At 35.3% G+C, this 14,356-nt stretch carries 12 protein-coding genes; 8 read left to right on the top strand and 4 right to left on the bottom strand.

Going from position 1 to position 14,356, the window contains the following annotated elements; genetic code table 11:
* The first annotated feature begins 114 nt into the window (after nucleotides 1–114).
* Complete coding sequence (locus tag AB3M96_RS18430) at nucleotides 115–1,593, top strand: protein adenylyltransferase SelO (protein ID WP_412969105.1); 1,479 nt, start codon at nucleotides 115–117, stop codon at nucleotides 1,591–1,593.
* Between the two features lie 41 nt (nucleotides 1,594–1,634).
* Here the strand turns inward: AB3M96_RS18430 and AB3M96_RS18425 are convergent, their stop codons facing one another.
* The gene (locus tag AB3M96_RS18425) at nucleotides 1,635–2,582 is read right to left on the bottom strand and encodes a glycoside hydrolase domain-containing protein (RefSeq protein ID WP_412969104.1); all 948 of its coding nucleotides are present in this window, start codon (nucleotides 2,580–2,582) and stop codon (nucleotides 1,635–1,637) included.
* A 182-nt stretch (nucleotides 2,583–2,764) separates the two neighbouring features.
* Nucleotides 2,765–3,385 (bottom strand): NAD(P)H-dependent oxidoreductase, encoded by a 621-nt coding sequence (locus AB3M96_RS18420; RefSeq protein WP_412969103.1) that lies wholly within the window; start codon nucleotides 3,383–3,385, stop codon nucleotides 2,765–2,767.
* A gap of 625 nt (nucleotides 3,386–4,010) precedes the next feature.
* On the opposite strand from AB3M96_RS18420, the gene AB3M96_RS18415 reads away from it, so the two are divergent.
* Nucleotides 4,011–4,367: a hypothetical protein gene (locus AB3M96_RS18415; RefSeq protein WP_412969102.1), complete on the top strand. Its 357-nt coding sequence runs from the start codon at nucleotides 4,011–4,013 to the stop codon at nucleotides 4,365–4,367.
* A gap of 57 nt (nucleotides 4,368–4,424) precedes the next feature.
* Here the strand turns inward: AB3M96_RS18415 and AB3M96_RS18410 are convergent, their stop codons facing one another.
* Complete coding sequence (locus AB3M96_RS18410; RefSeq protein ID WP_412969101.1) at nucleotides 4,425–4,598, bottom strand: hypothetical protein; 174 nt, start codon at nucleotides 4,596–4,598, stop codon at nucleotides 4,425–4,427.
* Between the two features lie 171 nt (nucleotides 4,599–4,769).
* On the opposite strand from AB3M96_RS18410, the gene AB3M96_RS18405 reads away from it, so the two are divergent.
* The gene (locus AB3M96_RS18405; protein ID WP_412969100.1) at nucleotides 4,770–7,556 is read left to right on the top strand and encodes an EAL domain-containing protein; all 2,787 of its coding nucleotides are present in this window, start codon (nucleotides 4,770–4,772) and stop codon (nucleotides 7,554–7,556) included.
* Between the two features lie 42 nt (nucleotides 7,557–7,598).
* On the opposite strand, the gene AB3M96_RS18400 is transcribed toward AB3M96_RS18405, so the two are convergent.
* Entirely contained in the window at nucleotides 7,599–8,426 is an 828-nt protein-coding gene (locus AB3M96_RS18400; RefSeq protein ID WP_412969099.1) for a formate/nitrite transporter family protein, read from the bottom strand.
* A 413-nt stretch (nucleotides 8,427–8,839) separates the two neighbouring features.
* Between AB3M96_RS18400 and AB3M96_RS18395 the strand changes: the two genes are divergently transcribed.
* From AB3M96_RS18395 to AB3M96_RS18375, 5 genes are all read left to right on the top strand, one after another.
* Nucleotides 8,840–9,442 carry a hypothetical protein gene (locus AB3M96_RS18395; RefSeq protein ID WP_412969098.1) on the top strand — a complete coding sequence of 201 codons (603 nt, stop codon included), beginning with the start codon at nucleotides 8,840–8,842 and terminating at the stop codon, nucleotides 9,440–9,442.
* A 75-nt stretch (nucleotides 9,443–9,517) separates the two neighbouring features.
* Nucleotides 9,518–10,120 (top strand): hypothetical protein, encoded by a 603-nt coding sequence (locus AB3M96_RS18390; RefSeq protein WP_412969097.1) that lies wholly within the window; start codon nucleotides 9,518–9,520, stop codon nucleotides 10,118–10,120.
* A 117-nt stretch (nucleotides 10,121–10,237) separates the two neighbouring features.
* Nucleotides 10,238–11,185 carry an aldo/keto reductase family protein gene (locus AB3M96_RS18385; RefSeq protein ID WP_412969096.1) on the top strand — a complete coding sequence of 316 codons (948 nt, stop codon included), beginning with the start codon at nucleotides 10,238–10,240 and terminating at the stop codon, nucleotides 11,183–11,185.
* A 142-nt stretch (nucleotides 11,186–11,327) separates the two neighbouring features.
* Nucleotides 11,328–11,984, top strand: a complete 657-nt coding sequence (locus AB3M96_RS18380; RefSeq protein WP_412969095.1) for a DNA alkylation repair protein — start codon at nucleotides 11,328–11,330, stop codon at nucleotides 11,982–11,984.
* A 433-nt stretch (nucleotides 11,985–12,417) separates the two neighbouring features.
* A complete protein-coding gene (locus tag AB3M96_RS18375; protein ID WP_412969094.1) occupies nucleotides 12,418–14,355 on the top strand; it encodes an endonuclease MutS2 in 1,938 nt (645 codons plus the stop codon).
* Nucleotide 14,356: the final 1 nt, after the last annotated feature.

Below are 14,356 nucleotides of genomic sequence, written 5' to 3'. Positions count from 1 at the left end.
TAAAAAATATTTTTAACCACAAATGTTATATGTTCCTTTAAAAAACTATGGCAAAAATAACCACAAAACAACATACGTAGTGTTACTATAAAGATACATAATAAGTATATCTCTATGAATTTAAAGGAGTTTATAATGAATAAAACAGGTTGGAATTTTGATAATAGTTATATCCGCTTGCCGGATGCATTTTATAGTAAGATGAACCCCAATCCCGTACGTGATCCAAAGATCATTAAACTAAATAAGGAATTAACGCAACAGCTAGGTCTAAACGTGGAGGCACTTGAAAGTGATGAAGGAGTGGAGGTTCTTGCAGGGAACTCTTTTCCAGAAGGAGCTTCACCTCTTGCACAAGCTTATGCTGGTCATCAATTCGGACATTTTACAATGCTGGGGGATGGGCGTGCATTACTAATAGGTGAACAAATTACTCCAGATCTTGAGCGATTCGATATCCAATTGAAAGGCTCTGGCCGAACTCCTTATTCTCGCGGTGGAGATGGTCGTGCTGCACTTGGTCCTATGCTGCGTGAGTATATCATCAGTGAAGCGATGCATGGCCTCGGAATTCCTACCACTCGAAGTTTAGCCGTCGTTGAAACAGGTGAACCTGTCTACCGGGAAAATCAGTTACAAGGCGCTATTTTAACTCGAGTAGCAGCAAGTCATTTGCGAGTTGGAACATTTGAATATGCTGCTGGAAAGGGTAATGTAGAGGACCTTCGAGCTCTTGCAGATTATGCAATTGACCGTCATTATCCAGAGAGTAAAAACGATGAAAATCCGTATTTATCTCTTTTAATAGAAGTCATAAAACGTCAGGCATCACTTATTGCAAAGTGGCAATTGGTAGGCTTTATACATGGTGTTATGAACACTGATAACATGACAATTAGTGGCGAGACAATTGACTATGGTCCTTGTGCATTCATGGATACTTACGATCCAGGAACCGTATTTAGTTCGATTGATTCACAAGGACGCTATGCTTATGGCAACCAGCCCTATATTGGTTCATGGAATCTGGCTCGATTTGCTGAGAGTCTTTTACCGTTATTACATGATGAACAAGAACAAGCTGTTAAAATCGCTGAGACTGCGATTAATGATTATTCAAAGCAATATTTTAAAAATTGGTTTGCAGGGATGAGAGCAAAACTTGGAATCTTTACTGAGAATAGTGAAGATGAAACCCTTATTAAAGATTTACTTGAGATTATGAAAAATCATCAAGCAGATTATACAAATACATTCAGAGCACTTACATTTGATAATGCGCAGGAGACACCGATGTATGGAACACAGGAGTTTTCCAAATGGTATGAGCAATGGCAGGCAAGATTAAATCAACAAGATAAAACAAGAGAAGAGTCTTTTCAGCTAATGCAACAGTCTAACCCTGGTGTTATTCCTCGTAACCATAGAGTCGAAGAAGCAATTGAGGCAGCAGTAAATAGAGGGGATTACAGTGTAATAGATCAACTGCTTACCGTTCTTTCGTATCCATTTGCTCATACACCTGAACAAGAAGAGTATTGCAAATTACCCGATTCAACTAATAAGCCATATCGAACATTTTGCGGAACTTAATAGTAATGCCCAACACCATTTACGTGTTGGGCATTTTGCTATCAATTTTTAGGTCCCCAGAGAACGTTAACTAGCTCACTTTTAAATAAGTTTGTATCTATATTACAAGTGTCTGCGTCTAAACCATATTGCCATCCCCATGCAAGTGAACCTTCAGGAGCAGCTGGTTTAAATTCAGGTGCTTCACTTTCAACAGTAATGCCAACACTCGGTGCAGCAGTCCAAATATAATTATTTTCCAAAATGGATTTGTTACTTTCTACTGCAGCATTATACGCTTCAAATAAAGCGTGTTCAGGATCAAAAACGCCATAAATACCTGATTTGTACTGTGATTCACTAATGGTATCGAACCATCCCTTGATAAACTCTGAATCTACTGGATAATCAGGTTCGATGTCTGCAAATAATGCGACACCCTCAAGTATTCCCAGATCTGAAGCAATTTTGATGGCTTCTTTTGCATGTGCCACGCCGTTATCATAACCTGTAGCATCATTAAAGTGATTATAAATAGGAAGGATAAAATCACCTTCACCGTGAATAATCTCTATTTGCTCAGACGTTAACCCTTTGGAAATATCTTCACGATCCCCCAAATAACGTCCAATAATACCCGGGTCACCAAAGTTATCCTTTACACATGCATAAAAATCTCCCGATGTTTCACTGGCCGAATCAATTCCCCATACAATTTCCGGCATATCCTTACTTTTATCATTTTTGTTTTGACTTTTTTCTTCATTTTCATTGTTATTGTTTCCTTCAGGTTCTTCATTCTTCGGTTGGTTTTCGTTTTCATCAGAAGCAGGTGGACTGGTATCTTTATTATCCGTTGGGGTAGAAGGAGGAGGTGTTGAATCAATAACATTTTCAGGCTGAGATGCAACAGGTTTGGCTTTGTCTTCGGTCACATAAAAGAATACTGCGCAGCCTAACAGAAATGTGATAACTGAAGCTAAGATGATATTGAACATTCTTTCTGTCATTTTCTCACCTCTCTAATATACAATTAAGTAAAATACCCTTTATTTTATGAGAGGTTGGTAATCAATGTGTGGGATGCAGGTAGTACAAAGGTTGTGAGTATCGTAGTGCCATCGTATGGAAATGAATTATCAATATAGAAAAAGCACATGAATGTTGGTTCATGCGCCACATTTTCACTATTTTAAAAAGCTGTCGCTAGTTCTTTTGCTTTATCAATTGCTGCGCTAACAATTTCTGGTGCCTTGTCAGGGGCATGATCCATACCTTCAACAAACAGTTGATGATAATCTGTAATGCCTAAAAACATTAATAGGGTTTTTACATACTGGCTTGCTGGATCAGCACCATTATAAAAACCACCATTCGCTTGAATATGTAATGCTTTTTTCCCTTGAAGTAGGCCGACAGATCCAGTTTCTGTATAGCCAAATGTTTTTCCCGCAACAGTAATTGTATCGAACCATGCCTTTAATCGAGTAGGGATGCTTAAATTCCATAGCGGATTGGCGATAACAATTTTATCTTGTTGAAGGAATCCTTCTGTAAACGAATTAAACAAGGTAACTTTGTGCTGCTGTGATTCAGTTAGTGTATAGAAAGGTTTTCCTTTTCCTAAATCTGCCCAGGCATTTAATAAATCCTTATCAATTTCAGGTACATTCATTTCATACAGATTAATGTCTTCAATTAAATCTTCTGGATGGTGTAGTTTATATGCTTCAACAAAAGCATCTGTTACAAGCATCGATCTTGATACACTTTCATTTAAAGGGTGTGCACGTACTATTAAAATATTAGCCATTTTACATCACTACTTTCTGTTTTTATAGTAAGACTACATATACAGTGTTAAGTTTGTGAAATGAAGCACAAACTTTATATTTCTATTGTAGTTTAAAAGAATTGAAATTCAATAGATAAACAGAGTGTAAATGGTAAAAATATGTGTCTAAACTTCAGAGAAAAAGGGCGTTATTTATTTATTCCACATAAAAAAACATCTAACTTTTACTCTTCTCTTAAAAATTGTTCATTATATCCTATTTAAATCTCTCATTATGTGATGAAGTTCTACATATATTTATAACAAAAAGAAAGTTTTACAAATTGGGTGGTACTAGTGTCGGTTTTTTTGAGATGGAAGTGCTATGGGAATGAAGCAGGCTTGAGCGAAAAGTAGAAGAGCGTGTATGGCAAAAAGGTGGATTTGATACACGCTTGACTGAAAAGTAGAAAAGCGTGTATCGCAAAAGGTGGATTCGATACACGCTTGAACGAAAAGTAGAAGAGCGTGTATCGCAAGAGCCAGATTCAATACACGCTTAATCAAAAAGTAGAAGAGCGTGTATCGCAAGAACCAAATCCAATACACACCCAAAGAATACTCATATATATGAGTCTGTTTTTATTATTGAGGAGATGATAGCATGAATGTCGAGATGAAAATAGCGATAATGCTAGCAGAAAATATTGATAGTTTTATAAAATTTGTTCATTCAAATTATCAAAATAGAAATAAAAGCTATATTGAATCTCCCGATAAGTTATATCAATTAAAATTACTTGTAGAAGAATATAAGTTTCAGTTGATTGCTGACGAACTCTTAAGGATCAATCAATATAGATGGAATGAAAGATATACTTTTATATTGGTGGATAGGTTTGTCCAAGGGATGAATGTTATTTCTGAGTATGTAGACAGAAATTACAATGACTTATTTATTTTTACCGCTAGACTTCATACATTAAAAAGCCTTTGTTCATCTTTTGATGTGGAGTATTAAACTTAATATGAAACGCAAAAGTGCTTGGTCCTATGGATCAAGCACTTCCTTTTGTCATTATCTCTTATTTAAATCTGCCTTTAAGCTCTCATCTCTAGCTTCTTCTTCTAGAGTATTACCTGCATCTGTGTGATTATCTCCTGAGTGAAGTTCTTCGTATGCGGTATTTGTTATGTACATTACCTGATTTTTTAAGTGTCCATTTTCATCTTTCTCCATTATTGTGTCCATCCTTTCTATCAATTTATTTCTTACTATTTCTTCCCATAATGGAAATTATTCAATACAATAAAATAGGAGAACATTCCTATTGAATTAGTACTATACAGATTGTGATTTTTGATAGAAAATGTGGATTAGTAATTAAAAATGAAATTGGCACAACACTCACGGGGGATTTACATGCAAAAACACATAACACAGCCGGTAGAAAAACTTGAAGCTTTTATCGATTTATTTGAGAACATAAGTGATTCACTATTAGTTGTTAATATAATTGGCCAAATTATTTATCTTAATCCAAAAGCAAGGAATTTGTTTCAATACAAAAACAGTTCATTTGATGATAACCTTCAAACATTACTTCCTGGCTTTCAGTATAGAGATGGAGAGATTATGAGAACAATCCACGGGTTAAGATTTAACAATACTCTTATTCCTGTTGAGATCTCCACCAATATAATTCATGTAGATAATGAAGAATTCAATGTAATTCTTGTAAAAGAGATTCTAGAAGAGAAGAATCTGACTGAACAATTAAGAATGTTAAACCAGGAAGTAGCAGATATCAAATTTGCTCTTGATGAATCAACCATTATTGCGATAACTGATGCAAAAGGAACAATCACCCTTGTTAATCAAAAGTTTTGCGAATTGTCAAAGTACAGCGAAGAAGAACTCATTGGTCAAAATCATCGAATATTAAATTCGGGTTACCATTCAAAAGAATTTTTTCAAAATATGTGGAAAACTATTGGAAACGGCAAGATTTGGAAGGGTGAAATCCAAAACAAAGCGAAGGATGGCAGCTTATACTGGGTTGGGACAACGATCGTACCTTTCATGGGTGATAATGGAAAACCCTATCAATATGTTAGCGTCCGAACAGATATAACTGATAAAGTAAAAATGGAAGTAGAGCTTAAAGAAGCTATGAAAAATGATTTTATCAGTACAATAAAAAACCTCCAAAATGGTATTTTTAAAATGAGCAAAACAGAGGATGGTCGGATCGTTTATACGATAGCTGAAGGAAAATTAATGGATGAAATTGGTGCAAATACAATTTCGATGTTTAATAAGACCCCGCAGGAAATATTTCCTTGCGAAATGGCTAAAATTAAAAACTATCATTACACTCGTGCGTTTGAAGGAAATCGAGTTAACTATGAAATCGAGTTGCGCGGAAAGCTTGTATATGTTGATGTATCTCCGATTTTTGAAGGAGACGATGTAATTGAAATTGTAGGGTCTGTACATGACATTACAGAATTACGATCTACTCAAAATGAGCTTAAGCTTAACCTCCAACATTACCAATCACTATTTGAGCATAGTCAGGATACTGTTATTACCTATAATGCAAATGGTGAAATAGTTGACATGAATCCAAGAGCCTGTGAAATATTTGGTTATTCAATAGAAACGATTCCTAATGGAAGTACAGTTGATCTTATCGTCGAAAAATATGTAGAAAGTAGAAACGAGTATTTTGAAAAAGCTATAAAAGGTAATCCTCAAAATTTCGAAATTGAAATAATCAATCAACAAGGGGAGCGGTTATTCCTTAATATTACGTTTCTTCCGATCATAATTGAGAATGAGATTAACGGAGTCTATTCGATTGGTAAAGATATTACAAATCAGAAAAAGAACCAAGAACTAAATGCATATTTAGCTCACCATGATGAATTAACGAAACTTCCAAATAGAAGATGGATTGAACAAAAATTACAGGATTCATTGCTTTCAGCTGACGAAAATGACCAATTAGCTGTAATGTTTATTGATTTAGACCGCTTTAAAAAAATAAATGATACCCTAGGCCATTTAATCGGAGACAGACTTTTAGAATTAATTTCAAAACGACTAGAAAATAGCCTTCAAAAAGGCAAACAATTTGTAGCTCGTATGGGTGGGGATGAGTTTATGCTTGTATACCCGACAGTAACAAAACAGCAAGAAGTCATCAATCTGGCAAACATCATTTTACAAAATCTAACATCTCCATTTTATATTGAAGACCATGAACTTTTAGTCTCTGCTAGTATCGGAATCAGTTTTTACCCTTCAGCGGGAACTTCTGTTGTTGACCTGATGAAAAAAGCCGATATTGCTTTATACCGGGCAAAGGATTTAGGTCGAAATATGTACCAAATATATACAAACTCTATGGATGAAAGAAACTATCAGTCTTTCTTACTGGAACGAGATTTGCGTAAAGCTATATTAAACAAAGAGTTCGTAGCCTATTTTCAACCTCGAGTTAATACAGTTACGGGAGAAACTGTCGGTGCAGAAGCGTTAATTCGTTGGAACCATCCAAAATTCGGACTTATCTCTCCAGCCGAATTTATTCCATTAGCTGAGGAAACAGGTCTAATTGTACATTTAGGTAAATGGATGAAGAGGAAAGTGTGTGAGCAGCTAATAGCTTGGCGGGAAGAGGGCATTCCACTAATACCCATAAGCGTTAATATTAGCTCACAACGTTTTTTACAAACTGATTTTGCAAAAGATGTAAGAAATTTACTTGAAGAATATGAGTTAGAAGGTAAATGGCTAGAGCTTGAAATTACCGAAAACTCGTTAATGAAGAATGAAGAATATATACTTGAGACACTAGTAGAATTAAAAAACTTGGGGATTAAAATTTTTATTGATGATTTTGGGACAGGCTATTCGTCCTTCAATTACTTAAAAACATTTAATCTTGATGGAATTAAAATTGACCGGATGTTTATTCAAAACATTTCATCCCATTCTGAAAATGCTGGAATTACAATTGCCATGATAAAAATGGCACAACATCTAAAAATGGAAGTGATAGCAGAAGGTGTTGAAACAAAAGAAGAGCTTTCATTTTTGAGTGACCAGGATTGTCAATATGTCCAAGGATATTACTTTGGAAAGCCTTGTAGTATTGAAGAATTCGAAAAGAATTTTAAAAAGATAGAAGTAATTGTATAAGACGAACGAACTCCATGGATAATCCCATGGAGTTTTTCTATATTAAACACTCATTTTTTTCTCAACAAGTTCTGTCTGTTTTGTTCCTTCGATAACTCTATAATCCTGCTTCTTATATGCGTACCAGTATGCCGTTCCAATGAATAGTGCTCCACCAACGGCATTTCCTAAAAATACAGGAATGAAATTACCAATATAATCGGCCCAACTGAAGTGTCCAGCGAAGATTGCTGCCGGTATAACAAACATATTTGCAACAACGTGTTGAAAGCCAATCGCAACAAATGCCATTGTTGGGAACCATATTCCAGCAATTTTCCCTATCATATCGTTACTTCCATATGCCAACCAAACCGCAGCAGCAACAAGCCAGTTGCAGCCGATTCCTGATACAAATGCCTGCAGGAAGCTAGCATTTATTTTATGTTCGGCGATATGAACCGTACTTTCTAAATACGCGCCAGTTTCGGTTAAACCAACAACATGACCAAAGAAATATGCAACAAAAATCGCACCTAAAAAGTTACTAAGTGTAATCAAAAACCAATTATGGATGAGCTGTTTTGTTTGAATTTTTTGTGCCAAGCGTGCAAGGGGAACAACCATCATATTACCGGTTAATAGCTCTCCACCTGCAATTAATGTAAGAATAAGGCCAAGTGGAAAGACGGAAGCTCCAAGTATTGAACTAATACTAGCAAGACTCTCAGGTAAAGGGGCAGTCACCCTTATATAAAGTAAAAAGCCTAAGGAGATAAATGCTCCAGCTTGAAAGCCTAAAATAAGTGTAGTCCAAATGGGATAACTAGTCTTTTTAATTCCGTTCTTAACCGTAATATCTACGATCTGATCTGGTGTATGCAGAGACATGTTGGAATGGTCCTTTCTAAAGAAGTTTTTGTGAAAACCTTCACATTATTATGTTACCATTTTAACTTATTTTAGAAGGTATTGATGTGAACATTTCGTAAACGTTACTTCTCACGCCATTATCACTATATAAGAAGGAAAAACTCAATTTTTGTTGAATTATAGTAGAACACGTAACAATTTTCGTCTTGGAGCGTCTAATCATGTAGAACACAGAATAAATATATGACTGGATATATGACTGAAGTAACTATTAAATATGACATTTCTCCTATAATCTTTTCTTAGGGGAAAAGGACCTAACGTACATCGCAGGTCCTAGTTAAAAATATATCTCTAGCTTATTCAACTAGTTACCTGCTTTTACTATGATGGTATAAGAATAAGTCATATAAGATTGTTGGGGGATTAAAATGAAGGTTTATATAATACTTTCTGATACAGGTACATTATTTACTAGAATGATAAAAATGTTTACGAAAGAGCAATTAAATCATGCGTCTATTTCTTTTACAGATAATCTCGATACAACTTATAGTTTCGGGAGAAAAAGACCTCACAACCCATTTATTGGTGGGTTTGTGCAAGAAGATTTAAAGGGGAAGCTCTTCCAAAATGCAACTTGTGCTATTTATAGTTTCACTGTGTCAGAGGAAGAATATTCTAACATGATCGGTTTTATTAAGGAGATTGAAGAAACACGCGAGAAGTACAAATACAATCTGATTGGACTTTTTGGAATCTTGTTAAAAACAAAGATACAAAATAAAAATGCCTTTTTCTGCTCTCAGTTTGTAGCAACTGTATTAATGCGCGGAGGATTTTCCATAAATGATAAGCCGGCATGTTTTGCTCGTCCTAGCGATATCATAAATTATGAAACTATGAAGTTAGAATACGCTGGGCCAATTCAGGCGTATTTATCTGGAGAAGAAAAAGAAGTACCTACATCTAAAAAATCATATATTAATCGAAAGCTGCAATTAGCTTATAACTCTCTGCTTTCTTTATTATAATGATGTCTGGACTTGAAGTCTTACACGCAAGGGAATGAGTGCGCAATAAGATTCACAGTTTGAAAGGAGTATACTATGCATGAACTTATTAATAAAACCTTTTCATTTTTACTTGCAGTATTTTTGTTTGTGATTTACCTAAAAAATGAACACTATTTAGACTTTCTTTATTTCCACTACATTATTGATTACATTTTTCTAATTTTAGCAATTATCCTTATAGTTTTGGGAGTTAATAAAGTAAATAAGAGGATATCGACATTTCGCTTTACATTACATATTCAACTTATTTCCAGCTTTCTTCTTCTCCTTTTCTTTACACATGAGCTTTTCACACCTTATTTTTATACCGACAACTATTTAAAAAAAGTAGGGGTGGAAAAGATCGAGCTTTATCATCAACTTTCGGATACTGAAATAGACAGCGAAGAACGTGACAAGCTTGCGAAAGATGCTGTGGTAAAGGATATGGCCGCCTCGTATTCTATAATTAATCAATACCCAACTGTTGAACCGTTAGAAAAAATCGAAGTCCTTGAATTTAAAAGAAATTTTGACGAATATGAGATGACTATCAAAGGAAAACATCCTGAACAGGATTTAGTACATACATATGAATACACTTTTGAAAAAGAGGGTTTAGACTTTAAAATAATTGGATTTGCAAATCTAAATTAGATTTTATGTACTTTCTATGAATCTATTAAGTTTTTAATACTTTAAAAATGAGAAAAATTCCTTTAAGTGGTAAAATAAAAGATGATTTTAAATACATACATAAAGGAGCTCATGACTATGGAATATCGTCGTCTTGGAGATACTGGTCTTAAGGTAAGTGAAATTAGCCTTGGAAGCTGGTTAACATATGGTGGGTATGTTGAAGAGCAAAATGCAGCTTCATCTATTGATAAAGCATATGAACTAGGAATTAACTTCTTCGACACAGCAAACGTGTATATGCGCGGTGAGGCTGAAAAGGTTGTTGGTAAAGCATTAAGCAAATATGATAGAAGTTCTTATGTTCTGGCAACAAAGGTCTTTGGAAAGATGGGGGATGGACCAAATGATTCTGGGTTGTCTCGTAAGCATATCATGGAACAATGTCATGCAAGTTTAAAAAGACTTGGAACTGACTATATTGATATCTATTATTGTCATCGCTTCCATACAGAAACACCTCTTGAAGAAACATTACGTGCTCTTGATGACCTTGTACGACAAGGAAAAGTGTTGTATGTAGGTGTTAGTGAATGGACTCCGGAACAAATCTCGGAAGCAGTGCATCTTGCTGATAAAAAGCTATTAGATCGTATCGTCGTAAATCAGCCGAACTACAGTATGCTTCACCGTTATATTGAAAAAGAAATTATTCCTGTTAGTGAGAAGCATGGGATTGGACAAGTTGTATTTTCACCACTAGCACAAGGTGTGCTGACTGGAAAGTATAAAAAAGGTGAGGCAGTTCCTGCTGGTAGCCGTGCTTCACAAGAGAAGTTAGGTGACTTATTTGGTGTTCTAAATGATGCGAACCTCGATAAGGTTGAATTATTGAAGGGTATTGCAGAAAATGAGAATCTTTCTTTATCACAACTTGCGATAGCATGGATTCTACGTCAACCAAATGTAGCAAGTGCATTAGTAGGTGCAAGTCGACCAGAGCAATTGGAAGAAAACGTGAAAGCATCTGGTGTTGTTTTAAGTGAAGACACACTTCAACAAATTGAAGAAATTCTATCTGTATAACCAGTTATGGGACAGCTTGTCTGTCCCATTTTTTATACTTTAAGAAAGGTTAACTTCCTTGAAAGGATTAAATTATAAGAAAAGACATCGATTTCTGCCGTCATGGGCGGGAAATCGTGTTTTTCTAATAAGGAGTTTAAAAATGATTGACTTAATCGTTCGTTTATTTGAAGAACATCGTAATCAGGAAAACGCCATCCCTATGCAGAACTATATGAAAAACAAGTTCCTATTTCTTGGTATTAAGACGCCATTACGAAGAGAGTTAATGAAGAGGTTTTATACAGAAACTGGTGTCTTAAAACAGGATTTCCAACCCTCTTTTGTAGAGCTTTTATGGGAAAAAGATGAGCGAGAATATCAAAATGCAGCCCTCGATTATATGCAAAAATCGATAAAAAAGATTAATAAAGAACACTTACCATTTCTAGAAAACCTTATTACAACCAAATCTTGGTGGGATACAGTGGATGTGCTTGCACCACATTTAGTAGGTAAGGTTGCAAAAGAAACACCTGAAGTAATTGCGGAATATATTGAAGGGTGGGCATACGGTGACCATATATGGTTATCCCGTTCATCAATACTTTTTCAACTTAAGTATAAAGTACGTACAGACGCAGAGCTTTTATATCGTTACATACTTGCAAATGCAGCAAGTAAAGAATTCTTTATTCAAAAGGCCATTGGCTGGGCGTTAAGAGAGTATTCGAAAACTAATCCAGAATCAGTCCGCAGCTTCATTCAACTAAACAATTTACCGAAATTGAGTATAAGAGAAGGAAGTAAATACATTTAGAGTAAAAAAATAGAAAATTGTCTATATACATTTGATTTTTTGGTGCTATAATAATGGTATCTTCCAAGTAAAGGGGTTTATTTTATGAAGGGTGCAGTTCTTAACTAAAACGTAACTTTATACGTGCGAGTCTGAAAAAATTGCTTTATAGCAGATGTTTATTTGTTATACCCAATTTTCGGATCGTGAAATGTTAAGAACAAAGGTTTGCGCCGACTCCTTCTACGAATGAAGTATGTTTGTACGGATTTATCCTTACGAATGTTTCATTGTATATGATGACTTTTTGACCGCAACAGAACCAATGTGTTCTCTTGCGGTTTTTATTTTATACAAGGTTTTTAGAGAAACCTTCTTAAAAATGAGTATGTACTCCTGTTCTTACGTTTCCTCGCACGTGTGTAAAACCAAAAACACATTAGGAGGAATTCCATTGAATTCACAAACCATCGAAGTTCTACAATTTACTGATATTAAAGACGAAATCGCAACATATTGCATTTCAGAACTAGGAAAAGAAAAAATTGAATCTATAACACCTTCTCGTACGAAGAGGCAAATTGTTGCTTGGTTAAATGAGGTAAGTGAAGCGAAAAAGGTATTGGAAATTAGCACAAGTGTACCGATTCATACGTTAAAGGATATTAAATATCTATTAACTAGCATGCATAAAGCAGTGACATTACGGCCAGATCATTTAATGAATCTATGTGATTTCTTAGTTTGTATCGAAAGACTTAAAAGATTTATGAGTGATAAGGAATATGCAGCACCTATTATCTCAACCTATGTATATTCTCTTTTTGACTTAAAAGATTTGGCAGATGAGATTGCGCGTTGTATCCGCCATGGAAGAGTTGACGACTACGCAAGTAAAGAATTATTGAAAACGAGAAAACAAATCAGTATCCAAGAAGAACGATTAAAAGCAAAAATAGAGCAATTTGTTAAATCATCCAAGAACAGCAAGTATCTCCAAGACAATCTTGTCAGTGAACGAAACGGGAGATACGTTATCTCTGTAAAGAAAGAATATCGAAAACAAATCAAAGGAACTGTACTTGATACATCTGCTTCAGGTGCGACTCTATTTATGGAGCCAGAAGAGATAGGTTATCTACAGGAAGACATTAATTTGTTAAAAATGCAAGAGGAGGCAGAGGAGCATCGTATCTTAACACAATTAACTGGTTTGGTCGAAAAACACGAGCATGAAATAAAAATAGCTGTTGAAACGATGATTCAATATGATGTTATTTTTGCCAAAGCTAAATACAGCCAAATAATAGGAGGGATTGCTCCACAAATAAATGAGCATCATACTATTCGTCTAAAGAATGTAAGACACCCACTATTAGGTGCACCGGCAGTTCCACTGAATTTTACGATTGGGGAAGACTATGATGCCTTAGTCATCACAGGTCCAAATACAGGAGGAAAAACGGTAACGGTAAAAACGGTAGGGTTACTGACTCTAATGGCACAATCAGGTATGCATATTCCAGCAGATGAAGGTAGTGAAATTGCAATCTATGATAAAATTCTCGTTGATATTGGGGATGGCCAGAGTATTGAGCAATCTCTTAGTACGTTTTCATCACGAATTAAAAACATTATTGAGATATTAAAAGAAACGACGCCACATTCACTTGTATTATTAGATGAACTAGGGGCAGGTACAGATCCTGCAGAAGGAATGGGACTTGCAACTTCAATTCTTGAAGAACTGTATCAAAAAGGGGCAACGCTTCTTGCGACAACTCATTATAGTGAAATTAAAACATATGCTGAAAACAGAGAAGGCTTTGAGAACGGCTCTATGGAGTTTGATGCGAGCACATTAAAACCGACATACCGCCTTATCATTGGTAAAGGTGGCGATAGCCAAGCATTTACGATTGCATTGAAATTGGGAATGCATCCATTCCTAATTGAACGCGCACATCAAATCACCTATGGAGAAACGAAGGAATATCGAGACGCTAGTCCATTTACTATCAATGAATTAAGCTCTCAGCTTGCGATGAATGCTAAGTATGTACAGAAGCAAAAGCATGGAAAGATTGAAAAGAAACCAAACGAGGCGTCTATTTTTAAAAGAGGAGATAATGTAAATATCCCTTCTTTGGATCAATATGGCATAGTCTCCAAACCAGCTAATGATAAAGGTGAAGTAGAAGTGGTGGTAAAAGGCGAGAGGTTACTCTTTAATCATAAAAGGCTTTCTCTATATATAAAAGCCGAGGATCTGTATCCCGAAGATTACGATTTTGATATTCTTTTCGAATCGAAAGAAAACAGGAAGATACGAAAAGAAATGTCTAAGCATCATGTAGAAGGGTTAGTTATTGAAGATATAGACCGTATTTAAA

Origin of the sequence: Ferdinandcohnia jepli, from assembly GCF_047246645.1 — a bacterium.
Lineage (GTDB): Bacteria > Bacillota > Bacilli > Bacillales > Bacillaceae_L > Ferdinandcohnia.
Note: the sequence above shows the minus strand (reverse complement) of the source record. Positions and strands in the feature narration are given on the sequence as shown.